Origin of the sequence: Klebsiella sp. M5al, from assembly GCF_002090195.1 — a bacterium.
In the GTDB taxonomy this organism is placed as follows: domain Bacteria; phylum Pseudomonadota; class Gammaproteobacteria; order Enterobacterales; family Enterobacteriaceae; genus Klebsiella; species Klebsiella grimontii.
The window spans coordinates 2888231-2911082 of record NZ_CP020657.1 but is presented as its reverse complement, the minus strand read 5'-3'; the positions used below and the strand labels follow the sequence as shown (position 1 = coordinate 2911082).

Below are 22852 nucleotides of genomic sequence, written 5' to 3'. Positions count from 1 at the left end.
CCTCAGCTTGTGGCGATCAGAATCAGGGCGACGACGATAAACAGCAGCGCGATAAGCCGCCGACCGTCGATTTTACGTTTTGGCGAACCAAACAGGCCGTAATGGTCAATCAACAGGCTTTTGCAGACCTGGCCGGCAAGAATGCCGATCATCGTCATGGCGATACCGATAACCGGCACGGCGATGGTTAAGATGACGACATAGATGGGGCCCAGGATGCCCCCGGTAAGCTGCCAGCCCGGCAAAGAGAAGAACGAGGGGCTTTGTCTCTGGCCAAACAGCAGCATCAGCAGAAACGTCAGCGCGCTGCCGACGCTGAAAATGCTGAAGGTGGCCCACAGGTCCCCTACCTGACCGGCCAGCGGCCCGAGTAGTCCGGCTTCCACGGATAATCCCATGCCGCCGGCAATCACAAGAAAAATCAGTAATAACTGCATCGTTGATATCCGATTATTAATGAGGTGGCAGAGCATAAAACAGCGGAGTGATGTGAAAAACGATACAATCAAGGAAACACTTTTGCGGATATTGCATTAATGAGCGATGCGGGTAATGTGAATTTTCGGGCGCTGCAGCTGTTTATCGCCGTTTACGACAGCCAGAGCTTTTCCACAGTGGCGCGACGAGAAGGCGTTTCTCCCTCAATGGTATCGCGCACCATTCACCAGCTTGAGGACGCGCTCGGCCAGCAGCTGTTTTATCGTAATACCCGGGCCGTGGTGCCTACCGAAGCAGGACGCCTGTTTGCCGCTCATGCCAGAGGCATCAGCGAACAGTTCAGCGCCGCGCGACGCGATTTGCAGGACCGGAGCCTTGAGCCGGGCGGGCTGGTGCGCATCAACGCCCCGGTCTATTTTGGCCAGCGCCATATCGCGCCCTGGCTGCCGGGGCTAACGGCGCGCTATCCGCAGATGCAGATTGAGCTGGCGCTGACCGATGATTTCATCGATCCGCACCGCGATGCGACCGATGTGATTTTTCGCATCGGTAGCCTGCCGGATTCCAGCGTTCACGCCAGGGTACTGGGTATGCAGCATCACTATCTGGTCGCCGCTCCGGCGTATCTGCAACGCCGCGGCATTCCGGAGACGCCGGAAGATCTTCGCCAGCACAGCACGCTGGTCTACAGCGGCTCAAACGGGCCCAACCGCTGGCTGTTCCGTCTTGCGCAAGGGGAATGGGTGCACTATCCGCAAACGCCGCAGCTCACTTCAAATAACGCCGATGCGCTGCTGACCGCTGCGCTGGGGGGGATGGGGATGGTCCTCTTTCCCGACTGGATGGTTAATGAAGCGACTGGAGAAGGAAAGCTGATTAAGCTGATGCCCCGCTACGCTGCGGCAATCGGCAATACCCCCTCGCCGGTCTCGGCGATTTACCCTCACGCCCGGCATCCGTCACTTAACGTACGGGCGGTAATTGACTATTTTATCGACGTTTTTGGTACGCCTTTATACTGGCAGCGCTAAGCTTGTTTACGCACTAAAATTGTCATAACGCAAATAATGGGGTCTTCGCTGGCGGAGATGATGCCTTAACGATTCCTTTACGCTGATGTTACGACTATGGTGGTGAGGTCATTGTTAAAAACCAGCCCTTCAACAATGATATATATTCGGTTTTTACAAGAGCATTGAACGGAAATAACTATTAAATCCGTAGACTCATTCAAATATCGCTTATTGGTAGCAGTGTATATCGTAATGGCATTCACAAAAGCAAACGGAGCCTGATATGAGCACGTCAAACGATCCTTCGAATACCCCGTCGGCAGGGAAATGCCCTTTCCACGCCGAAACGTCGACGCCCACGCAGAGCGCGGGCGGTGGCACCGGCAACCGCGACTGGTGGCCTAATCAACTACGTGTGGATCTGCTGAATCAGCACTCCAATCGTTCAAACCCGCTGGGCGAAAACTTTAACTACCGCGAAGAGTTTAAGAAACTCGACTATTCGGCCCTGAAAGCCGATCTGCGCGCCCTGCTCACCGACTCTCAGGAGTGGTGGCCGGCGGACTGGGGTAGCTATATCGGGCTGTTTATTCGTATGGCATGGCACGGCGCCGGTACCTATCGTACCGTTGACGGTCGCGGCGGCGCGGGTCGCGGGCAGCAGCGTTTCGCCCCGCTCAACTCCTGGCCGGATAACGTCAGCCTCGACAAAGCCCGTCGCCTGCTGTGGCCGGTCAAACAGAAATACGGCCAGAAAATCTCCTGGGCTGACCTTTATATGCTGGCGGGCAACGTGGCGCTGGAAAACGCCGGTTTCCGCACGTTTGGCTTCGGGGCCGGTCGTGAAGACGTATGGGAACCGGATCTGGACGTTGACTGGGGTAATGAAACCGAATGGCTGGCCCATCGTCATCCGGAAAGCCTGAATCAGCAGGCGATCGGCGCCACCGAAATGGGGCTGATTTACGTCAACCCTGAAGGCCCTAACGCCAGCGGCGACCCGCTCTCCGCGGCCTCCGCAATTCGCGCGACCTTCGGCAATATGGCGATGAATGATGAAGAGATCGTCGCGCTGATCGCCGGCGGCCATACGCTGGGCAAAACCCACGGCTCCGCGGTGACCAGCCACGTTGGCGCAGAGCCGGAAGCGGCGCCGATCGAAGCGCAGGGCCTCGGCTGGGCAAACAGCTACGGCAGCGGCGCGGGCGCCGATGCGATCACCTCCGGTCTGGAAGTGGTGTGGACGCAAACGCCAACCCAGTGGAGCAACTACTTCTTCGAAAACCTGTACAAATATGAGTGGGTGCAGACCCGCAGCCCGGCAGGCGCGATTCAGTTCGAAGCGAAAGACGCCCCTGAAATCATTCCTGACCCGTTTAACCCGGAGAAAAAACGCAAGCCGACCATGCTGGTCACCGACCTGACGCTGCGCTTTGACCCGGAATTCGACAAGATTTCCCGCCGCTTCCTGAACGACCCGCAGGCCTTTAACGAAGCTTTCGCCCGCGCGTGGTTTAAACTGATCCACCGCGATATGGGGCCGAAGTCCCGCTACATGGGCCCGGAAGTGCCGAAAGAAGATCTGATCTGGCAAGACCCGCTACCGGCGGCGATCCACGCCCCGACCGCAGAGGATATCGCGACGCTGAAAACCGCCATTGCCGACGCCGGCCTTTCGGTCAGCGAGCTGGTTTCCGTGGCCTGGGCATCCGCATCCACCTTCCGCGGCGGCGATAAACGCGGCGGCGCCAACGGCGCGCGTCTGGCGCTCGAGCCGCAGAAATCGTGGCCGGTCAACGCCATCGCCTCCCGCGTGCTGCCGACCCTGCAGGCGATTCAGCAGGCATCCGGTAAAGCGTCGCTGGCCGATATCATCGTCCTCGCCGGCGTGGTGGGCATTGAGCAGGCTGCCGCGGCGGCAGGTGTTCAGGTCAGCGTACCCTTCGCCCCTGGCCGCGTCGATGCGCGTCAGGATCAGACCGATGTCGAAGCGATGGATCTGCTGCAGCCGCTGGCCGATGGTTTCCGCAACTATCGCCGCGTGGGCGGCGGCATCTCCACCGAAACGCTGCTGATTGATAAAGCGCAGCAGTTAACGCTGACGGCGCCGGAAATGACGGTCCTGGTAGGCGGTCTGCGCGTGCTGGGCGCTAACTTTGACGGCAGCCGCCACGGCGTATTTACCGACCGCGTTGGCGTATTGAGCAACGATTTCTTCGCTAACCTGCTCGATATGGGTACCGTCTGGAAAGCCGCTGACGAGCACGCTGAGCTGTTTATCGGCCGCGATCGTAAGAGCGGCGAAGAGAAATACACCGCGACCCGCGTCGATCTGGTGTTTGGCTCCAACTCCGTCCTGCGCGCCCTGGCCGAAGTGTATGCCTGCAGCGATGCGCGGCAGAAGTTCGTCAGCGACTTTGTCGCCGCCTGGACCAAGGTGATGAACCTCGACCGCTTCGATCTGTAATCTTTTCTCCGGCAGAAATGCTCATCCCGGGCCAGTGGCCCGGGATCCTCTTATCTAATCCAGATAGTCAGCAAAATAATGATGGCCGCAATCAGCGCCGCATGAATAAAGACTTTGTCCAGCGAACCTTTGCGCATCGCGCCCCCTTATTCAGAACAGGATTTGCCAGATAGCCAACAGCAGCACCAGCAGACCCATCAGGAAAAATATCAGCGCGATGATAGTGTCCGGAGAACGATTCATCTCTGCGCCTCCTTATTATCAGAACCACTGACCGAAACGTTTGATATAGAAACGCTTCATGCCCTGCGCGACCACGCAGTAGCTGAGCAGCGTCGCGACCAGCCACGGGAAGTAGCTCAGCGGCAGCGGCTCCAGCCCGACCATCGCTCCCAGCGGAGAGAACGGAATGTAGATGCCCATCGCCATAATCAATGCGGTGGTGAGCAGCACCGGCAGCGTCGCGCGGCTCTGGATAAACGGAATTTTCTGCGTTCTCAGCATATGTACGACCAGCGTCTGCGACAGCAGTCCTTCAATAAACCATCCGGACTGAAACAGCGCCTGGGCTTCGACGTTGTTCGCCGCGAACACGTACCACATCAGCGCGAAGGTGGTGATATCAAAAATGGACGACGTCGGGCCAATCCACAGCATAAAGCGGCCGATGTTTTTCGCATCCCACTTGCGCGGTTTGCGCAGGAACTCTTTGTCCATCTTGTCCCACGGCAGCGAGAGCTGGGAGAGATCGTACATCAGGTTCTGGATCAGCAGATGAATCGCCAGCATCGGTAGGAACGGAATAAACGCGCTGGCCACCAGTACCGAAAAGACGTTGCCGAAGTTAGAGCTGGCGGTCATGTTCAGATACTTGATGATATTGCCGAAGGTCTCACGCCCTTTGATCACCCCTTCTTCCAGCACCATCAAATCCTTTTCCAGCAGGATAATATCGGATGCCTCTTTGGCGATATCCGCCGCGCTGTCAACCGAAATACCGACGTCCGCATCGCGCAGCGCCGGCGCATCGTTGATGCCATCGCCGAGGAAGCCGACGGTGTGGCCGTTTTTCTGCAGCGTTTTCAGGATCCGCGACTTCTGCAGCGGCGTCAGTTTGGCGAACACCGCGCGCGTTTCCACTTCGCGCTCCAGTTCGTTATCCGTCATCGCCTCAATCTGCGGCCCGGTCAGGATACCGTGGGCATCGATGCCCACTTCCAGGCAAATCCGCGCCGTGACGACCGGGTTATCGCCGGTTAACACTTTCACTGCCACCCCGTTGTCGCGCAGCGCGGTAATCGCTTTTCCCGCGCTCTCTTTCGGCGGGTCGAGGAAGGTCAGCATTCCTTCGACCGTTAGCCCCTGCTCATCGTCGGCGCACAGCGGGGCTGTCAGAGCGGAATCATCCAGCTTGCGGGTCGCAACCAGCAGCACGCGGAAGCCCTGGGCATTGTAATCCTGCGTTTTGGCTAACAGCAGATCGCGTCGGGTGTCATCCAGCGCAACCACGCGGTCACCTTCGCGCAGATGCGTGGCCACCGTCAGCATCTCTTCGACCGCGCCTTTGCAGATCAGGCTTTTATCGCCGTGGCGGACATCTTCCACCGACACAGACACCCGACGGCGAACAAAATCAAACGGCAGTTCATCAAGCTTCACGAAGCGCTCTTTGGTCGCTGGCGCAATCCGCCCCTCGCCAAAGCGCAGCACCGCCCGGTCCATCAGATTACGCGCCCCGCTCTGGCTGCTGCTGTTAAGCCACGACAGCGTCAGCACCCGGTCGCTCTCGCTGCCGCTGACGTCAAGGTGATGCTCAAGAATGATATTGTCCTGGGTCAGCGTGCCGGTTTTATCGGTACACAGCACGTCCATGGCGCCGAAGTTCTGAATCGCGTTCAGCCGCTTGACGATCACTTTGCGCCGCGACATGGCGATAGCGCCTTTCGCCAGGTTTGAGCTGACGATCATCGGCAGCATTTCCGGCGTCAGGCCGACGGCGACCGCGAGAGCAAACAGCGATGCTTCAACCCAGTCGCCTTTGCTGAAGCCGTTAATCAGCAGCACAATCGGCACCATCACCAGCATAAAGCGGATCAGCAGCCAGCTGACGCTGTTTACTCCGCGATCGAACGCCGTCTGGGTACGCGTGCCGACAATAGACTTCGCCAGCGAACCAAACCAGGTGCGGTTTCCGGTGGCCACCACCACCGCCTGCGCCCTGCCGCTGGTGACGTTGGTGCCCATCAGACAGATATTGCCCATCTCCAGCAGACTCTTGTCCTTGTTCGGCTCGGGCAGCCTGTCGCACCCTTTGCCGGACACGCTGGCCAGAACATCATACTTTTCAACCGGCAGCGATTCGCCGCTGAGTATCGACTGGCTAACGAACAGGTCGCGGGACTCCAGCAGGCGGACATCCGCCGGAACCAGATCCCCCGCCGCCAGGAAGATGATGTCACCGGGCACCAGCTCCTCAATGGCAATTTCCTCCTGCGTCGGCCCCATGTTACCCGGACCGCGACGCAGCACCGTCGCCGTGGTGCGGACCATTGATTTCAGCGCCTGCGCCGCTTTGTTAGTGCGAAACTCCTGCCAGAAACGCAATAACCCGCTCAGGCTGACCATCGTGACGATAATGATAATCCCGGTCAGATCGGTCTCTTCGCCGTTACGCAGCGGCAGCCAGTAATCGGTCACGAAGCTGACGGCGGCCAGCGCCATCAGGACATAGATAAACGGGTTATTGAATGCCTGCAAAAGCTGAATTAGCGCCGGCGGCGCCTGCTCATGCGCAACCTCATTGCGGCCGTATTCATCCAGCCGTTCAAGGGCATCTTCGGTGGTGAGCCCCTGACGGCTGCTGTTGAGCCGCGCCAGCGTATGATCCGGGCTGTTAAATGCCTCGGTTTCAATGGCGAAGCTTTTTTTATGCTGCTTATCATTTTCTGACGCAGACCGGTTGAGTTTCCGGTTTTCTATTTTCATGTCAGTCATGATTTATCCTCAAATTAAAAACGTGGTTATCCCTGCATAATTGGCTTATGCATAATTTATTTTTACGCTATTAAACGCTTCTTACTTTAATTGCCTGGGAACATTCATCATTCCCTCCTTATGCAAACTCTTGCCCGAAGGTTAACTTCCCTCAATGGCCCAGCGGACTGACGTAATATTTTCGTGACCGCCAATTTTTTCCATAATAAGGTCTCGCGCCTTGCGATAATCGGCATTGCCGACCAGCTCGATGCGAATTTCTTTATGCCCTTGTTCTTGCGCGGTTATGGATGCCAGCCCCAACAGGCTGAGCCTCATCTCTTTGCTGATAGCGAGTAGTTGCTGACGAATCGCGTTTTCATGTTCGCTATGACAGATAATATTCAGGACATAGCATTTCTCTTCTTCTGTCGCGCCGGGAATATGATTAATTCGCTGCGCCGCTTCGCGCAGTAAAATATTCGCGCAGAGGATGATCAGCGTTGCCGCCGCGGCTTGCCAGAACTGGCCTAACCCGCACAGGACGCCAATCGCCGCCGAGCACCACAGCGTGGCGGCGGTATTAAGGCCGCGCACGTTCATGCCTTCGCGCATGATAACGCCCGCGCCGAGGAAGCCAATCCCGGAGACCACCTGCGCCGCAATACGGCCCGGGCTATCCGGGGAAGCGGCAACGGAGCTGAGAATAAACACCGCCGCGCCGGTGGCGACCAGCGCATTAGTGCGCAGGCCGGCCATCCGCTGCCGCCACTGTCTTTCGGCGCCAATCAGCGCGCCCAACAGCATCGCGGCGAGTAAATTTGCGATATAAGGAAACATCAACATAGTTTCCTCCATTTTTGCTGGAAGAATTAACTATGTGCTTTATTAAGCACACGACAAATTGTCGCCGGAGAGGCGATTAACGTCGCGTTGACGGTGGAGGGAATAATGTATTTTTAAACAGGAACATGACGATTATCCTCGCAGCCTGGCTGCGTTATTTTTTATGGGATGCAATCGTCTGGATCAGGAGGATTGCTGCCCGCCGGTTGGCAAGCAGCGCAGAAAAAATAGCGTCAGCTTGCCTTGATGTTTAAGTAAGGGTGACTGTCCAACATATTTCTCCTGTATGAATTTGTGCTCATTATAGTCATTCAATTATTTGAGTAAAGGTAAAATCTCGCTTTAGTGACGATTTGTTTAGAATGACCTTAATGCGCTAAATCGGTGCTGATAAAACTAACCCCGGCACTAACCGGGGTTAATTCACTAATCAAAAACGCCATTAATTATCGACGTCACGATCGCCGTACTTAGCGCGATCAGCACTAAATCCTGACCCACCACCCGCCATTCATAGCCTGGATAGTAAGGCAGTTCATTGAGCATCGATGCCGGAACCGCTTTTTTGGCAATCCCCGGAGGTAATGGTTTGCCGCGAGCCAGGTTTTTGGCGATTCCCGGCGGCAGCGACTGGTAGCCGGTTAAACCGTAGTTTACCGCCAGCGAACGCGCTCTGGAAAAGCTGATATCGGCAGAGACATGATCGGGTTGGCCGTAATTTTTTCTCTGCCCCTGATTACCCTGTTTGTGACCCTGATTGCCCTTGTCTGCGTTGTTTTTACCGCTATTGCCGTTGTTGCCATGGTTACCGCTATTACCATGGCTACTGCCGCCGTTGCCGTTGCCGTTGCCAGGATTGGCGAAGACCGGCGTTGCCATCATTGACAGCGAAAGCGCCGCCGCCAGCGCTGCCTGTAGGACTTTCTTACTGGACATGATTTTTTTCCTGAGTGGTCGTACTCGCTTTGAATGTAGGTGAATAACCAGAGCGCAACAATCTCTCGTTATCTTAAATTTAATCCAGATCAAACTCAGCGGTGTGATGGTGAATTCCTTCAGGCTGCGGGCGGATGAAGCGCTAAAACCAGCATACCACTCTACTCGGATAGCATTGTCGCTATTTTATTCTGCAAATGCGATTTCACCGATGTGATTAAAAATTTAAAACCATTAACAATCAAATAACATTAGCAGGCAAACATTTTATCTGAGGAAAATAACAATATGTCTACCACCCAGGTTCTGGGCGACGCCGCGTTCGCCTCCCCAGGACATCCGCACTCCAGTCTGACCGCCCGCATCGATGCGCTGCCCGCTTCCGTTGGCCTGTGGTCTTTTATCACCCTCCTGGCGCTGGGCGGCTTCTTCGAGCTGTACGATCTTTTTCAGACCGGCTATATCAGCACCGGGCTGCTGGCAGAGAATATTTTCCATACCGGCGAACAGGGTATCTTCGGCATTTCCGACCAGGCCGCCTTCGCCTCGTCCACCTTTATGGGGCTGTTTATTGGCGCCAGCCTGCTTGCGCCGCTGGCGGATAAACTGGGCCGCCGCCTGACGTTTATGTTCGCCCTTGCCTGGTATGGCGTATTTTCGCTGATGATGGCCCTGCAAAGCAGCGCCGAAGGAGTTATCTTCTGCCGCTTTCTGGTGGGCGTCGGTCTCGGCATTGAGCTGGTAACGATCGACACTTATTTAAGCGAATGGGTACCGACGCATCTGCGCAATAAAGCCTTTGCTTTCGCCTTCTTTATTCAGTTTTTATCGGTTCCCGCCGTGGCGCTGATGTCGTGGATGCTGGTGCCGATCGCCCTTTTCGGCCTGACCGGCTGGCGCTGGGTGATTATCTTCGGCGCGCTCTGTTCGCTGATCATCTGGGTTATCCGCAAGAAGCTGCCGGAGTCGGCGCGCTGGCTGGAGGAAAAAGGTCGCCACGAGGAAGCCCACAAGGTGATGTGCGAAATGGAACAGCGCTGCGGCGTTTCTCCCTCGCCGCGCCACCGGATTGAGACGCAACATAACCGCCGCAGGCTGGGAAGCTTTAAAGCGATCTGGGCGCCGCAGTACCGCAAACGCACGATCATGCTGATGGTGATGAACTTCTTCCAGGCCATTGGCTTCTTTGGCTTCGGCAACTGGCTGCCCGCCCTGCTTTCCGGTCAGGGGGCGAGCATTACCCACAGCCTGCTGTACGCGTTCTTTATTACCCTCGCCTATCCGATTGGCTGCCTGTTCTGCACCCGCTTCGTCCATCGTTTTGAAAATAAATGGCAAATTGTGCTTTCGGCGCTGATGACGGTGGTGTTTGGCACCCTGTTTGCCCTACAGAACAGTCCGGTGCTGCTGGTGATTTGCGGGTTTATGATCACCTGGTCAAACGCCTGGCTGACCATTAGCTATCACGCCTACCAGGCGGAGGTCTTCCCGACCCACATTCGCGCGCGGGCGGTTGGCTTCTGCTACTCCTTTAGCCGGCTGTCAACGGCGATCACCAGCATTTTGATCGGCGTTATTTTGCAATACGCCGGAACCCCAGGGGTGATTAGCTTTATCGTCGCCAGCATGCTGATGGTGATGCTGTCGGTGGGTATCTTTGGTCCGAAAACCCGCGGGATCAGCCTGGAGAATATTTGACGCTAGCCGCCGCCGGGTTAGCCGGCGGCGCGCGTGGCTAATCTTTTCTCCTGAACCCGCAGCAGCCACGGCAGCGGCAATGCGCTCAGGGCGCAGAGCAGCAATATCCCCTGCATCGCCCGTTCGCCGCCCCCGTCAACCGAGAGCAACCACGACGAAAGCAGAAAGGCCGCCGCCGTGCTTAATGACATCAGGGTATTCTGTAAAAGCGTAAATCCGGCCCTGGCGCTATCCGCTGGAAAACGCATCGCCACCGCCGATGAGGCCACCAGGCGGCAGTAGGCGGCAGCCAGAAACAGCAGCATAAACAGTGCGCCGCCGTGGTTGAAGATAAAAGCAATGCTCAGGCTCAGTATAAACAGCAGACTGCCCAGCAGGCTGATGCGGTAGCCGCTATAACGCTGACACAGCCTGCCGGTCAATTTAGTGGCGCACAGCCCTGCCGCTCCGCCGGCGAAAAAGAGCCACGGCAATTCGTCGCCGCTGGCCCCCAGCTTAGTCGTAAGTAGCGGTACCAACAGCGGAATGATTAACATTGGACTGAACTGCGTGAGGGCGTTGCCGGAGGCATGAAACAGCAGCGAGGATGACCATCGCAAGCCCGCCTGAGGGCTCGCCTCGATGGACTGTTCCGGCAGCGCAAGGACTATCAGCGGTAAAGCGATTATACAGAGTCCGCCGATCGTCGCGGGGGCACTCTGCCAGCCGATTTTTTCACTGAGAAATAGCATCGTCGGCATGCCGACAATGCTGACCAGCGAGAATGCGGCAATCGTTGAGGCCAATGCCCGAGGGCGCAGCTGCGGCGGCATAATGTTGACCAGCAGACTACTGGCCACGCCCATCGTGGTCCCGCCGACCACCCCGGCAAGGAAACGCCAGAATAACAATATGTCAAAACGGGTGGTGGTTAGCGTCATCGCCGTTAATCCCCCCAACAGGGCCATGTTGCAGAGCAAGAAACGCCTTGGTTTAAGCTGACCGACCCATCGCCATACGCCGATCCCCGAAATGACTGAAGCCAGCGTATAGATACCGGTGACGTAACCCGCCTGGCTTACCGGGACCTGAAACGTCGGCGCCATCCAGGTAAATAAGGGATTAAAAATCATATATTCAAGCGCGTTGATGAACTGAACGAAAGCGATAATCAACGTTGCGCGTACCAGATAACCGGGCATGTAAAGCTCCTTACAATGGAATGCGCAGAGTCTAGCCGCTGGTAAATCCGCGCATAAGCCGGTAAAAGTGGCGTTGTTAATTATCAAAATCGGGATAATCAAGAGTGAAAAGAGTGGATCTCAACGCGCTGCGGGTCTTCGTCACCGTGGCGGAAAATGGCTCATTCAGCGCCGGAGCAAAAGCGCTGCAGATGCCCTCATCGAACGTAAGCCGACAGATTTCACAGCTTGAGGAGAGCCTTCAACTGCGTTTGATACAGCGCAGTACCCGGCATATGAAGCTGACCTCTGCCGGGCAGACGCTGCTCGCCAGTATGCGGCCGCTGCTGGAGCAACTTGCCGCGACGGAAGCCGAGCTGACTCAGCAGCAGGCCGAACCCGAAGGGCCGCTGCGTCTGTGCCTGCCGAACGAGATTGGCCCCTCGCTGTTTGCGCCGCTCATGGCGCAATTCGCCCTGCGCTACCCGAAAATAACCGTGAGCTGTACCACGAATCTGGCGGGCACGGAGGTGTTAAAAGAGGATGTGGATATTGCGGTGATCATCACCCGCGGCAAAATGGAAGACGCCAGCGTGATTGCGCGCCCGCTCTTTTCGTTTCCCTGCTGCGTGGTCGCTTCTCCGCAGCTGATTGCCAGAACGGGTATGCCGACAAACAGCGAGCAATTAACCACGCTGCCCTGTATTACCACCGTTAGCGCCCTGGCGGGGCAAGCCTGGCAGTTCGCCGCGGCGGACGGTAGCTTCAAAAAGGTTAGCGTCAACGGCCACTATCGCGTCAACAGTGGCGAAATGGCCCTGCACGCCGCGCTTGCCGGCGTCGGCTTCGCGATTCTGGGGGAGAAACCCTGCCGCCCGTTTATCGAACGCGGTGAACTCCAGGAAGTCACGCTGGAGCTGCCGCCGGCGCCGTTACAGCTCTCCGCCCTCTATCGTGAGCGCCACTTTATGCCCGCCAGAACGCGCGTCTGGCTTGAATTTATCCAGTCGCAGATGGCCGACGTTCGCTAAAAATCACCTGCGCATCGGTAAAACATTTTTCCGCCAGCGACGACACCGGCTCTTTATTACGCATGATCAGCGCCAGCGTCGAGTCGACCTCCGTCTCGGCGATTGGTCTGATGTCGAGATTATCGCTCAGCGCTTCCAGACCGTTGTTCAGCGGCATAATCGCGCAGCAGATCCCGGCCTGCACCGCCTGGATAATCTGAAACGTGGAGTCGCTTTCGAAAACGTATTTTGGCGCCAGCCCCTTGGCCTTAAAGCTCATCTCAATCGATTCGCGGTAGTACATGCCCTTGGTCAAAAAGCCCAGCGGCAACGAGGCCAGCGTCTCCCAACCGGGGATCGCGTCAGCAAACTGGAAATGGCGCTTATCGTGCAGCAAACCCATCCGGGTGTTCGGCAGCCACACCACGTTGAACAGCTGGCTATCGACGTGATGCAGATAGCAGATCCCCAGATCCAGCTGGTTGCGGCTGACGCCGTCGATAATCTGTTCCGAGGTCATGGACAGCAGACTGAACTGCAACTCCGGGTATTTATCCGCCAGCGGTTTGATCAGCTGCATCGGATTCAGGCTGGCTAAGGGCACCATTCCCACTCTGAGCTGGCCGACCATCTGCCCGCGGCAGATAGCCGCCTCCGCCTCCAGCCCGTCGTGCGCCGCCAGCAGCGCTCGCGCCCAGGCCAGAATACGCTCGCCTTCCGGGGTAAACCCTTCAAACCGCTGCCCGCGCTGAATCAGAGTCAGATTAAGTTCTTCTTCAAGATTGCGGATCCGCATTGATAGCGTAGGCTGGGTGATATGGCAGGCCGCCGCGGCCTGGCCGAAATGTCGTGTTCTGTCGAGCGCAATCAGGTACTTAAGCTGTTTGATATCCATTAATGATCCACTGTTTGCGCAATCTGCTGCCCGCGCCGCAGGCAAAATGTTAGCTAAATGTTATGTTCAGCGTTGATGAAATTCAAGCGCCGGTCGACCGTTGCTCGTCCCGCGCACCTGAGGCTACACTCATGCTATGCCCCGGCAGGAGAAACCGTTGAAAACTCGCCTTCATCACGTTCAGCAGCACCGGATAGCCATGCCGGGGCTGGAAGCCATATCGTTAGTCACGGAACAGAGCTTTTCGCGCCATTCCCACGATCGGTTCGGCATCGGGATTTTCACTCAGGGCGCGCAGCGTTCGTGGAGCCATCTGGGCAAAGTTGAAGCCGCCGCCGGAAATATCATTATGGTTAATCCAGGGGAGATGCACGACGGTATCCCGCTGGAGGGCCCACGCAGCTGGCGGATGGTCTATCTCGATCCTGAGCGCGTTGTCGACGAACTGCAGGGAGAGATGAAGGCCGAAGAGATCCTCCTGCGTCCGGTCGTCGACGACCCGCAGCTGCGCGGGCAAATGCAGCGGCTGTTTCGCGAGATCGTCGCCAGCGCGCCCGACGATACCGCCGTGGAAGAGGCGCTGCTGCTCTGCCTGATGCAGGTGAGCCAATATCATCTTTGCGCCAGGCAGCCCGCCAAAATCGGCACTCCCGCCATTGCGCTGGCCAGGCAATATCTCGACGACGCCCCGGAAGAAAAAATCTCTCTCGACGCGCTGGCTACCCTCTGCGGTCTCAGCCGCTTTCAGCTGATCCGCGGCTTCGCCCGTGAAACCGGCATTACGCCGCACGCCTACCTGGTACAGGCCCGCGTACGCCTGGCTCGCCGTCTGCTGGCGGAAGGTTACTCCCCCGCCGATACCGCGTTCATGGCCGGCTTTGCCGATCAGAGCCATCTGACCCGCGCGTTTCAAAAACAGTTTGCCGTCACGCCGGGCAGCTATCAGGCGCTCGTTCAGGCGAGTCGCTAGCCGATGTTGTGCAATTTTGTTCAATACCGGCGCGCGGCTTTGCGAAATACTCAGGGCCTCGATTCACAACATCAGGAATAACATCATGGCGCTCATCAGCCCTGAGTTTCTTTTGACTTCGCTTATTGTGGTTATCGCTCCCGGCACCGGGACGCTGTACACCATTGCCACCGGTCTGGCGGCGGGCAGACGAATGAGTTTTGCCGCGGCCTTCGGCTGCACCCTGGGCATTATTCCGCATATGCTGGCGGCGATAACCGGGCTGGCGGCCATCCTCCACAGCACGCCCGGCGCATTCGAACTGGTGAAGTACGCCGGCGTCGCCTGGCTGCTGTACCTCGCCTGGGCCACGCTGACCCAGCGCGGCAGCCTGAGCGTGGAAGGCGTCGTGCAACGCAACCCGCGGCAGGTCATCAGCCACGCCATTCTGATCAATTTGCTTAACCCCAAGCTGCCGCTCTTCTTTCTCGCCTTTCTGCCGCAGTTTATGCAGCGCGGCTCGGCTTCGCCGGTCCGGGAAATGCTGATCCTGAGCGCCATGTTTATGCTGATGACGCTGCTGGTTTTTATGCTCTATGGCGCCTTTGCGGCGGCGATGCGCGGGTACGTGCTGACTCGCCCCAGGGTTTTACAGGGGCTGAGAGTCAGCTTTGCCGCCGGTTTTGTCGGGCTGGGGATTAAGCTGATTCTGGCGCAAAGGTAGCCGTTCGCCCGCGTCGCTATCCGCGCCGTGGGCGAAACGGCGGCTTAGCGCAGCCCCGCCAGCGGGCGGATCTCTTTCGAGCGCAGGGTTAAACGGACGGGCGCCGATTTATACGACGGCGTGCCGCTCTCTTTATCGAGATAATCCAGAGGGACCAGCACGTTCGCTTCGGGGTAGTAGGCAGCAACGGTGCCCGGCGCGATGCTGTAGGCGACCAGCGTGATATCTTCCAGCCGCTGCTGGTGGCCCGGCAGCGCGGAGCTGATATCGACCCGATCGCCATGCTCGAATCCCTGCTCCGCCATGTCCTGCTCGTTCATAAACAGCACGTCGCGACGGCCAAACACCCCGCGGTAGCGATCGTCCATGGCATAAATGGTGGTGTTGTACTGATCGTGGCTGCGCAGCGTCACCAGCCGCATCACATCGTTACCTTCCACCTGTAGGTTTTCGCGCACGCCGTGGAAAACCGAGAACATCGCTTTACCGGTCGGCGTCGGCCAGATACGCTCCGTCGGCGGCAGCGGCATACGAAAACCGCCGGGATGGCGAATACGCTGATTGTACTGGTCAAAGCCGGGAACGGTCTGCTCAATCAGATCGCGGATCCGATCATAGTCGGCGACCAGCCACTGCCAGTCGATTTTGCTCTCCGGCAGCGTCGCCGTTGCCATTGCGGCGACAATCGCCGGTTCCGAACGCAGCTCAGGCGAGCCGGGCTTCAGCTTGCCTGATGACGCGTGCACCATCGACATCGAGTCTTCGACGGTGACCGACTGGCGTCCGGTCTCCTGAATATCGAGTTCGGTTCGCCCAAGGCACGGCAGGATAAAGGTCTCTTTCGCCACCAGAAGATGCGAGCGGTTAAGCTTAGTGCCAATATGGACGCTCAGATCCAGCCCCCGCATCGCCGGAAAAGCCCGTTCGCTATCCGGCATGGCCACCGCGAAGTTACCGCCAAGGCAGATGAGCGCTTTCGATTCACCGTCAATCATCGCCTGCAGCGCTTTTACCGCATCATGGCCGTGCTCCTGCGGCGGCGTAAAACCACACACCCGCTGCAGGTTGGCGAGAAACTGGGCGCTCGGTTTTTCGGTGATGCCGACGGTACGGTTGCCCTGGACGTTGGAGTGGCCGCGCAGCGGGCAGATCCCGGCTCCCGGCTTGCCAATATTCCCGCGCATTAGCAGCAGGTCAGCTATCAGGCGTACGTTGGAAGTGCCCTTGTTATGCTGGGTGATGCCCATGCCGTAAGTGATAATCGTGGCGTGAGATTTAGCGTAAGCCGCCGCCACCCGTTCAAGATCGCCGCGCGTCAGGCCCGACTCGCGTTCGATATCCGGCCACGGCGTCGCGTCGACATCCCGCGCAAAGTCGGCAAAGCCCAGGGTATGCTCATCGATAAAGGTCCGATCCAGCACCTCGCCCTGCTCCTCCTCAAGCCTTAACAGCGCCTTCGCGATACCCTTAAGCGCCGCCGCGTCGCCGCCCGCTTTGACCTGGAAGTAGGTCGATGCAATGTTGGTTGAGCTGTAGGTCGCCATCTCAATGACGTTCTGCGGATCGGCGAATCGCTCCAGCGCCCGCTCTTTTAACGGGTTGAAGACGATAATCGGCACGCCCCGACGCGCCAGTTCGTGCAGCGTACCCATCATGCGCGGATGGTTGGTGCCGGGATTGTGGCCGATAGAGATAACCAGCTCGGTTTTGTCAAAGTCATCAAGCGAGACGGTCCCTTTACCGATGCCGATCGACTGCGGCAGGCCGACGCTGGTCGACTCGTGGCACATATTGGAGCAGTCAGGAAAGTTATTGGTACCGTATTCGCGGGCAAACAGCTGGAACAGCCAGGCCACTTCATTAGAGGCGCGCCCGGAGGTGTAGAACTCCACTTCATTGGGCTGCAGGGTGCGAAGAACTTCGCCAATGCGGGTAAACGCCGCTTCCCATGACACCGGACGCAGGGTGTCGCTGGCCTTATCGTAGGCCAGAGGCTGGGTTAAACGCCCGTAGCCTTCCAGCTCGAAATCGCTCCGGGCCAGCAGCGACGTGACGCTGTTCGCCGCCAGAAACTCTGCCGTGACCCGTTTGCTGGTGGCCTCCCAGGTCACCGCTTTGGCGCCGTTTTCGCAGAACTGAAACGTGGATTTATGCTCTTTATCGGGCCAGGCGCAGCCGGGGCAATCAAAGCCATCCGGCTGATTGGTTCGCAGTAGCGTCGCGGGGGCATCGAGCGCATCCATTTGCGTACGAACGGCGATGGCGGTGGCTTTTAAGGCACCCCAGCCTCCCGCCGGGCCATCATACGGATGGACGCCGGGAACGACGCGTCTTTTATTACTCATGTTCACTCCTGATGCGCTTTCGGCGGCGGATAGCAGGTGAAACGCCGCGTGATTCTTATCACCCGCTACCAGCCAGCGTAACGGGCGTTTTTGTTAACGAAAGCATAACAATCAGGGCCAGGGCTGTATAATCAATGTTATCTATCACACGTTAGATTTAACTTATTTAACGAATAATAAACATACAAATTAGGTCAGATTGTAGTAGCGATCCGGCTCAAGTTTCGCTGGCAAGGGATGCTGCCCGGTCATATCCAGCAGGTTGCGCTCAATGGTGTTGCACATCGCGTTCAGCGGCAAATCATTGGCCGCGGTACCGAACGGATCCTCCAGCTCTTCCGCCAGCGAATCCCATGACAGAAAGGTGTAGGAGATAAAGACCGACACGAACGGCGTCATATAGTGCAGGTCGCCGACCAGGGCAAACGGCAGCAGAGTACAGAACAGGTAAACCGTGCGCTGCAAAATAAGCGTGTAGGCAAAGGGGACCGGCGTGCTGGCGAGGCGCTCGCAGCCGCCCAGCGCATGACCGAGCTCATCTAGCTTATTGTCCATCAGGCTGAAGGTGATATCGCTGAGCTTCCCCTCCGCGCGAAGAAGCCCCAGCTCATCCCCCGCCAGCAGCAGAATACGATTGGTGGGCATCGAGCTGGCGAGAATGTCCGCCACGTCTGACGGCGGCAGCAAACGCGCTAAATCGGCGCTCGGGTCCGTCTTGCGCAGCTGATGCTTCAGGCTCCAGCTAAACGCGACCAGATAGCTCACCAGCCGCTGATGGGATACGCTTTCCATCGGCAGGATATTCTTCAGCTGGCGCACCAGCGTTCTCTGGGCAATCAGTACCGTTCCCCACAGATTGCGCGCTTCAACAAAGCGGTTGTACCCGGCGCTGTTTCGAAAACCGAGAAAAATGGCAATGGCAATCCCCAGCAGGCTAAACGGCGCGACGGTAAGATGGATCCCCAGTTGCTCGTACCATTGATAGCTGATGATGGCGATAATCGACATCAGCAGATTAAGCAGCAGGCGAAAGACGATTTTTGACAGCACCGAGCCGTGCCAGTCAAACAGACGAAGAAACCAGTGTTGTTCTGGCCGGATAATCATTGTATTACTTCCTGAAATTTCGCACGGGCAATAGATATTTTCTATTAGCCGATTGGCTTTTTATATTGTTTAAAAACACGACAATGCGTCAACCTGCTATTAATCAGCGATGAAAGAATAGCCGCTGAATTATGGTCCTTTTTTATTTGCCAGGCAATATTGTCCGCAGAATAATAAAATCCTTTAGGTTTCTGGGGAATAAACTACGTATTCATTGCGGCTATTTCCGCGCGACAAGGGTCGATATGAATCATCATATGCATAACGTTATGGCTATTTAGTACTCGCGAGCGCGCCGTCAGCGCAATATCGTGCCCTTGCGCAACCGATAAATTTCCCGGTACTTCAATGTGCACATCGACCAGAATGAAATCTCCGGCACGGCGGGTTTTGAGGTCATGCAGCGCCGCAACGCCGGGCGTCGCCAGAATGGTGGCGGTTATCTGCTGCTCGGTATCGCGGTCCACTGAGCGATCCATTAAGTCATGCAGGGCGTCAGACGAAAAGGTATAGCCCATGCGGGTGACCAGCGCGCCGACGACCAGCGCGGCAACCGGGTCAAGCCACGCGAAACCGGCCAGATTACCGATGATGCCGACCGCAACGACTACCGAAGACGCGGCGTCTGAGCGGGCGTGCCACGCGTTGGCAATCAGCATTGAAGAGTGGATTTGCTTAGCCGCCCTTAGCATATAACGGAATAAAATCTCTTTGGCGACCAGCGCGGCGAGCGCCACCCACAGCGCGGTAATATGCACATTCTGGATAGACTCCGGATGCCACAGCTTGTCGCAGGCGGACCACAGCATCCCCGCGCCAACCAGTAACAGCAGCGCGCCAATCGCCAGGGAAGCGCCGTTTTCATAGCGCCAGTGCCCGTAGGGGTGATCGTCATCCGAAGGCTGGCGGCTTTTTTTATTCGCCAGCAGCACGACAAAATCGGCGACTAAATCGGAAAGAGAATGGATACCATCGGCAATGAGTCCTTGCGATCCGCAAAACACGCCCGCCAGCACCTGAGCGCTGGATAAAAAAAGGTTGACCACCACGCTGACCAGCGTCGTTTTACGCGCAACCTGAGAACGCCGATTCTCATCAGTCATCCCGCTCATGTTCGCTTCTCCGTAAAAAAATAAATAACGTACGCGCTTCGGCTTAATTTTTCCTGAATAATTCGCCGCCGTTAAGAGAATATTTAATTATTTTTACCATCGCTAAATATATAAATGAGAATAGTTTGTTTTTAAAAAATATAGCCATGACAATAATAGCCATGGCTATATTCCCAGGTAAAACGCAGCCTGAATAATTAAAATTGATTCATCCGGCGCATGGCGCAGTGATAAGCGCCGTTGCGCACCGACGCGCGCAGTACGCGAGCGACGCCGTGCACCGCTATCCGCGCGCTGTGGCGCTGCGTTGCGCTCATCGGTAAATTGAGCATCTCCTGCGCCCACGGCGGCAGCAGATCAATTCCGGCGCACATCATCATTCGCCCAACCGGCTGGCTCAGGCGACCGGGCAGGCGGGTCGACAGCAGTACGTCGGCCACTTCCTGCGTTCGCTCATCGCAGCGCAGCGCCGGGCGCATATCCTGCAGATAGTCGGCAACCTGCCGCGGCGTCACCGGGATATCCCGAGCGCCAAGGCGGCGGGCAATTTCGGCGGCTTCCTGATAATACTGCTCCTGGCGGGCGGGGCTCACCACGGTACGTTTATAGCGCAGATGCGAGGCCATAAAGCTGCTGCATTCAGCGACGTGGACCCAGGTCAGCAAGTGCGGATCGCTGGCCTGATACGGCGTGCCGTCTTTATCCCGGCCGCTGACCCGCAGGTGGATCCCCCGCACTTTTGCGATCAGCCGTTCGGCGTCGGCGGTGGTACCAAAGGTGGTGGCGGAAATAAACTGGCTGGTGCGGCGCAGGCGGCCGAAGATATCCTCACGGAAGTTTGAGTGATCCCAGACCCCCGCCAACGCCAGAGGATGCAGCATCTGTAACAGCAGCGCGCTGACGCCGCCGCAGAGCATGGAGGCAAAATCGCCGTGAACCTGCCAGATCGCCGATTGCGGGCCAAATAGCCCCGGTTCCCCTTTGGGATGCTCAAAATCGATCTCTTTTAGCGCTATCCCGGTTAATCCCAGAACCTGAGCCTCAATGGTTTTACGTATGCCGATCATTACCCTACCTGCTCTTTTCCGTGAGCGGCAAAGATAGCATTAATTCACGCCGGGGGCATTTGCCAACGATGGCTTTCAAGGCAGGAGCGCCCGCCGACGGCGGGCGCCAGTGAGATTAAGGATTAAGCTGGTAGTCGAGGCTTATCTCCGCGTTCAGGACCTGCGACACCGGGCAACCGGCTTTGGCCTTTTGAATGATCCCGTCAAACGCATCGGCTTCGATGCCTGGCAGCACGATTTTGCTCTGCAGCGCGATTTGGGTGATGGCAAAGCCGCCGCCGGATTTATCCAGCGTCACCACCGCCACGGTATCAATGGAGGTGGCGGTGTAGCCCTCTTCGCTCAGCATCAGCGATAGCGCCATGGAGAAACAGGCGGCATGTGCGGCCCCGATCAGCTCTTCCGGGTTGGTCCCCTTCACGCCTTCGAAACGGGTGTTAAAACCATAAGGCTGCTGGTTCAGCGCGCCGCTCTCGGTAGAGACGGTTCCTTTACCGCTTTTCAGATCCCCTTCCCAATGCGCCTGACCTTTCTTATGGATTGCCATAATATCGCTCCTTTTTGACATTAAAGGGTTAAGTATAGAACCCCCTTACGCATTTGGGCGGCGCGCGGCGTTTTTCAGATCAATCCGTCGGGATATTTTTACTCATATTAACGCCGGTCACGCGGAAACCCGCGGCGTCGTAGAGATGGCGGGCGCGCGGGTTATCCCCGGCGACGCGCAGCTTAACTTGGCTGATGCCCTGGCTTTTCAGCGCATGCTCAAAAGCCGCCATTGCTTGTTTACCCAACCCTTGCCCCTGCAATGCCGGATAAATATAAAAATCGCAGATAAAGGCGGAGCGCATTTCTTCATCCGGCTTGTACCAGAGATAGCCGACCCGCTTTTCTGCTCCGTCGCTGTCATCGAATAAGCAGCATAAAACCTGGCCGCAGGTATTGACGCCGTCAGGCAGATCCGCGGCGATTTCGCGCTGCGCCTGGGCTAAAGCGGCCGCCGGCGAAAGCGCATAATTGGCCGAGATTTCCGCCGCGTAGTCGGGGATAAAATAGTCGAGATAAGCGGGATACTCTTCATTACGCATGGGGCGAAGCACTATCATCAAAGGTTTCCTTTTATATCGTGAGTTTGCGCCAGTAGCTGCTGAATCTCGCCAAGAAACAGCGGCAGCGCGCTCGGCTGGTAGTCCCTGGAGAGGTAAATCCCATACACGCTTAACGGTTTTGGCCGCCAGGCCGGCAACACCTGTTTCAGCGCCCCGCCGTTAAGCGCCCGCTGCGCCTCCAGCTCCGGCAGCATCGCGATGCCGCAGCCGGCGACCGCCGCCTCCATTAGCAGCGAAGAGATCCCGGCGCTAAGGTTGCCGGAAACCGCCACCGCCACGCTTTCGCCGTCGGGGTCGCTAAACTGCCACGTCTGGCTGGCAAAATGGCTGTAGTGCAGACAGTTGTGGCGGGCGAGATCTTCTGGCGATTGCAGAGGGCCGTTCTGCTGCAGCCAGCGCGGCGAAGCGCAGAGCACCGAACGGCATACGCCAAGGCGGCGGGCGATAGCCCCCGGTTCCGGGTTATCGGTGATCCGTATCGCCACGTCGATACGCTCGCTAATCAGGCTCACCGGGTGATTATTAATATCCAGCTCCAGGCGCAGCTGCGGATAGCGGGCGAGAAAATCGGGTAACAGCGGAGAAATAAGCTGCATGGCGGTGAAGTGCGCGCAGGCGACGCGCAGGGTCCCGCTGGGGATCGCGCGCTCGCTTTGCCCGGCGATCTCATCCGAAAGCTGCGTCAGGGTGCGCGTTTTTTGCAGCACCTTTTCACCGGCGGCCGTTAAGGTCAGTTTGCGGGTGGAACGGTGGACCAGTCGAGTACCGGCCCACTGCTCCATCTGCTCCAGATAGCGGCTGACCATCGGGCGCGACATCCCCAGCGCGCGCGCGGCGGCGCTTAAACTCCCCAGTTCACAAATGCGCATATACACCTGCGCGGCGATTACCCGATCCATAACTGATTTCCATCTGCACGTTTTATGAAACTCAGCATCTCTTTTTTCAGGAATTTTCGCAAATCAGGAAATCCGTAAAATAGCGCTCATTCACCTGACCAAGA

Annotated in this window: 21 protein-coding genes; 6 read left to right on the top strand and 15 right to left on the bottom strand. The window is 57.3% G+C overall.

Going from position 1 to position 22852, the window contains the following annotated elements; genetic code table 11:
* Positions 1-2: 2 nt before the first annotated feature.
* The gene (locus BWI76_RS13935) at positions 3-437 is read right to left on the bottom strand and encodes a DMT family transporter (RefSeq protein WP_004138020.1); all 435 of its coding nucleotides are present in this window, start codon (positions 435-437) and stop codon (positions 3-5) included.
* A 99-nt stretch (positions 438-536) separates the two neighbouring features.
* Between BWI76_RS13935 and BWI76_RS13930 the strand changes: the two genes are divergently transcribed.
* Positions 537-1469: a LysR family transcriptional regulator gene (locus BWI76_RS13930; protein ID WP_004138021.1), complete on the top strand. Its 933-nt coding sequence runs from the start codon at positions 537-539 to the stop codon at positions 1467-1469.
* A gap of 265 nt (positions 1470-1734) precedes the next feature.
* Positions 1735-3918 carry a catalase/peroxidase HPI gene (katG, locus tag BWI76_RS13925; protein WP_004138022.1) on the top strand — a complete coding sequence of 728 codons (2184 nt, stop codon included), beginning with the start codon at positions 1735-1737 and terminating at the stop codon, positions 3916-3918.
* A gap of 50 nt (positions 3919-3968) precedes the next feature.
* On the opposite strand, the gene mgtU is transcribed toward katG, so the two are convergent.
* The 5 genes from mgtU to BWI76_RS13910 form a co-directional block, all read right to left on the bottom strand.
* Positions 3969-4055 (bottom strand): magnesium transporter protection protein MgtU, encoded by an 87-nt coding sequence (gene mgtU, locus BWI76_RS28665; RefSeq protein ID WP_253075166.1) that lies wholly within the window; start codon positions 4053-4055, stop codon positions 3969-3971.
* Between the two features lie 13 nt (positions 4056-4068).
* Complete coding sequence (mgtR, locus tag BWI76_RS28115) at positions 4069-4161, bottom strand: protein MgtR (protein WP_004101989.1); 93 nt, start codon at positions 4159-4161, stop codon at positions 4069-4071.
* 18 nt (positions 4162-4179) lie between these two features.
* Positions 4180-6912, bottom strand: coding sequence for a magnesium-translocating P-type ATPase (gene mgtA, locus BWI76_RS13920; RefSeq protein ID WP_004138023.1), 2733 nt, complete (start codon positions 6910-6912; stop codon positions 4180-4182).
* 141 nt (positions 6913-7053) lie between these two features.
* On the bottom strand, positions 7054-7749 hold the full coding sequence (locus BWI76_RS13915; protein WP_004138035.1) for an MgtC family protein: 696 nt from the start codon (positions 7747-7749) through the stop codon (positions 7054-7056).
* 414 nt (positions 7750-8163) lie between these two features.
* Positions 8164-8673 (bottom strand): anti-virulence regulator CigR family protein, encoded by a 510-nt coding sequence (locus BWI76_RS13910; protein ID WP_004138037.1) that lies wholly within the window; start codon positions 8671-8673, stop codon positions 8164-8166.
* 288 nt (positions 8674-8961) lie between these two features.
* Between BWI76_RS13910 and BWI76_RS13905 the strand changes: the two genes are divergently transcribed.
* Positions 8962-10371: an MFS transporter gene (locus tag BWI76_RS13905; protein ID WP_004138039.1), complete on the top strand. Its 1410-nt coding sequence runs from the start codon at positions 8962-8964 to the stop codon at positions 10369-10371.
* Positions 10372-10388: 17 nt separating this feature from the next.
* On the opposite strand, the gene BWI76_RS13900 is transcribed toward BWI76_RS13905, so the two are convergent.
* Positions 10389-11552 (bottom strand): MFS transporter, encoded by a 1164-nt coding sequence (locus tag BWI76_RS13900; protein WP_004138042.1) that lies wholly within the window; start codon positions 11550-11552, stop codon positions 10389-10391.
* A 104-nt stretch (positions 11553-11656) separates the two neighbouring features.
* Between BWI76_RS13900 and BWI76_RS13895 the strand changes: the two genes are divergently transcribed.
* Positions 11657-12562 carry a LysR family transcriptional regulator gene (locus BWI76_RS13895; protein ID WP_024358208.1) on the top strand — a complete coding sequence of 302 codons (906 nt, stop codon included), beginning with the start codon at positions 11657-11659 and terminating at the stop codon, positions 12560-12562.
* Here BWI76_RS13895 and BWI76_RS13890 read toward each other — a convergent pair.
* Positions 12531-13436 (bottom strand): LysR family transcriptional regulator, encoded by a 906-nt coding sequence (locus BWI76_RS13890; protein ID WP_004138046.1) that lies wholly within the window; start codon positions 13434-13436, stop codon positions 12531-12533. The genes BWI76_RS13895 and BWI76_RS13890 overlap by 32 nt on opposite strands.
* Positions 13437-13593: 157 nt before the next feature.
* Here BWI76_RS13890 and BWI76_RS13885 point away from each other — a divergent pair, with 157 nt between their 5' ends.
* Together BWI76_RS13885 and BWI76_RS13880 are read left to right on the top strand one after the other, a co-directional pair.
* Positions 13594-14406, top strand: a complete 813-nt coding sequence (locus BWI76_RS13885) for a helix-turn-helix transcriptional regulator (RefSeq protein ID WP_064371757.1) — start codon at positions 13594-13596, stop codon at positions 14404-14406.
* 85 nt (positions 14407-14491) lie between these two features.
* A complete protein-coding gene (locus BWI76_RS13880; protein WP_024358210.1) occupies positions 14492-15109 on the top strand; it encodes a LysE family translocator in 618 nt (205 codons plus the stop codon).
* A 44-nt stretch (positions 15110-15153) separates the two neighbouring features.
* Here BWI76_RS13880 and BWI76_RS13875 read toward each other — a convergent pair whose 3' ends face one another.
* The 7 genes from BWI76_RS13875 to BWI76_RS13845 all read right to left on the bottom strand — a co-directional run bounded on the left by BWI76_RS13875 (position 15154) and on the right by BWI76_RS13845 (position 22748).
* Positions 15154-17454, bottom strand: a complete 2301-nt coding sequence (locus BWI76_RS13875; protein WP_049132190.1) for an FdhF/YdeP family oxidoreductase — start codon at positions 17452-17454, stop codon at positions 15154-15156.
* 189 nt (positions 17455-17643) lie between these two features.
* Positions 17644-18561, bottom strand: coding sequence for a bestrophin family protein (locus BWI76_RS13870; protein WP_004138054.1), 918 nt, complete (start codon positions 18559-18561; stop codon positions 17644-17646).
* 203 nt (positions 18562-18764) lie between these two features.
* Positions 18765-19673: a cation diffusion facilitator family transporter gene (locus tag BWI76_RS13865; protein ID WP_004138056.1), complete on the bottom strand. Its 909-nt coding sequence runs from the start codon at positions 19671-19673 to the stop codon at positions 18765-18767.
* 197 nt (positions 19674-19870) lie between these two features.
* Entirely contained in the window at positions 19871-20740 is an 870-nt protein-coding gene (locus tag BWI76_RS13860) for an oxygenase MpaB family protein (protein ID WP_004138057.1), read from the bottom strand.
* 115 nt (positions 20741-20855) lie between these two features.
* On the bottom strand, positions 20856-21287 hold the full coding sequence (locus BWI76_RS13855) for an OsmC family protein (protein ID WP_004138064.1): 432 nt from the start codon (positions 21285-21287) through the stop codon (positions 20856-20858).
* A gap of 79 nt (positions 21288-21366) precedes the next feature.
* On the bottom strand, positions 21367-21846 hold the full coding sequence (locus BWI76_RS13850) for a GNAT family N-acetyltransferase (RefSeq protein WP_004138066.1): 480 nt from the start codon (positions 21844-21846) through the stop codon (positions 21367-21369).
* A complete protein-coding gene (locus BWI76_RS13845) occupies positions 21846-22748 on the bottom strand; it encodes a LysR family transcriptional regulator (RefSeq protein WP_004138067.1) in 903 nt (300 codons plus the stop codon). Before BWI76_RS13845 ends, BWI76_RS13850 begins: the two co-directional genes overlap by 1 nt.
* Positions 22749-22852 lie beyond the last annotated feature (104 nt).

Excerpts from the sequence above, each read along its gene's own strand:
- mgtR (WP_004101989.1), bottom strand. The coding sequence starts at position 4,161 with ATGAATCGTTCTCCGGACACTATCATCGCGCTGATATTTTTCCTGATG.
- BWI76_RS13935 (WP_004138020.1), bottom strand. The coding sequence starts at position 437 with ATGCAGTTATTACTGATTTTTCTTGTGATTGCCGGCGGCATGGGATTA.
- BWI76_RS13875 (WP_049132190.1), bottom strand. The coding sequence starts at position 17,454 with ATGAGTAATAAAAGACGCGTCGTTCCCGGCGTCCATCCGTATGATGGC.
- BWI76_RS13860 (WP_004138057.1), bottom strand. The coding sequence starts at position 20,740 with ATGATCGGCATACGTAAAACCATTGAGGCTCAGGTTCTGGGATTAACC.
- BWI76_RS13865 (WP_004138056.1), bottom strand. The coding sequence starts at position 19,673 with ATGAGCGGGATGACTGATGAGAATCGGCGTTCTCAGGTTGCGCGTAAA.
- BWI76_RS13845 (WP_004138067.1), bottom strand. The coding sequence starts at position 22,748 with ATGGATCGGGTAATCGCCGCGCAGGTGTATATGCGCATTTGTGAACTG.
- BWI76_RS13880 (WP_024358210.1), top strand. The coding sequence starts at position 14,492 with ATGGCGCTCATCAGCCCTGAGTTTCTTTTGACTTCGCTTATTGTGGTT.
- BWI76_RS13890 (WP_004138046.1), bottom strand. The coding sequence starts at position 13,436 with ATGGATATCAAACAGCTTAAGTACCTGATTGCGCTCGACAGAACACGA.
- BWI76_RS13870 (WP_004138054.1), bottom strand. The coding sequence starts at position 18,561 with ATGATTATCCGGCCAGAACAACACTGGTTTCTTCGTCTGTTTGACTGG.
- BWI76_RS13915 (WP_004138035.1), bottom strand. The coding sequence starts at position 7,749 with ATGGAGGAAACTATGTTGATGTTTCCTTATATCGCAAATTTACTCGCC.
- BWI76_RS13930 (WP_004138021.1), top strand. The coding sequence starts at position 537 with ATGAGCGATGCGGGTAATGTGAATTTTCGGGCGCTGCAGCTGTTTATC.
- mgtU (WP_253075166.1), bottom strand. The coding sequence starts at position 4,055 with ATGCGCAAAGGTTCGCTGGACAAAGTCTTTATTCATGCGGCGCTGATT.
- katG (WP_004138022.1), top strand. The coding sequence starts at position 1,735 with ATGAGCACGTCAAACGATCCTTCGAATACCCCGTCGGCAGGGAAATGC.
- BWI76_RS13900 (WP_004138042.1), bottom strand. The coding sequence starts at position 11,552 with ATGCCCGGTTATCTGGTACGCGCAACGTTGATTATCGCTTTCGTTCAG.
- BWI76_RS13850 (WP_004138066.1), bottom strand. The coding sequence starts at position 21,846 with ATGATAGTGCTTCGCCCCATGCGTAATGAAGAGTATCCCGCTTATCTC.
- BWI76_RS13910 (WP_004138037.1), bottom strand. The coding sequence starts at position 8,673 with ATGTCCAGTAAGAAAGTCCTACAGGCAGCGCTGGCGGCGGCGCTTTCG.
- mgtA (WP_004138023.1), bottom strand. The coding sequence starts at position 6,912 with ATGACTGACATGAAAATAGAAAACCGGAAACTCAACCGGTCTGCGTCA.
- BWI76_RS13905 (WP_004138039.1), top strand. The coding sequence starts at position 8,962 with ATGTCTACCACCCAGGTTCTGGGCGACGCCGCGTTCGCCTCCCCAGGA.
- BWI76_RS13855 (WP_004138064.1), bottom strand. The coding sequence starts at position 21,287 with ATGGCAATCCATAAGAAAGGTCAGGCGCATTGGGAAGGGGATCTGAAA.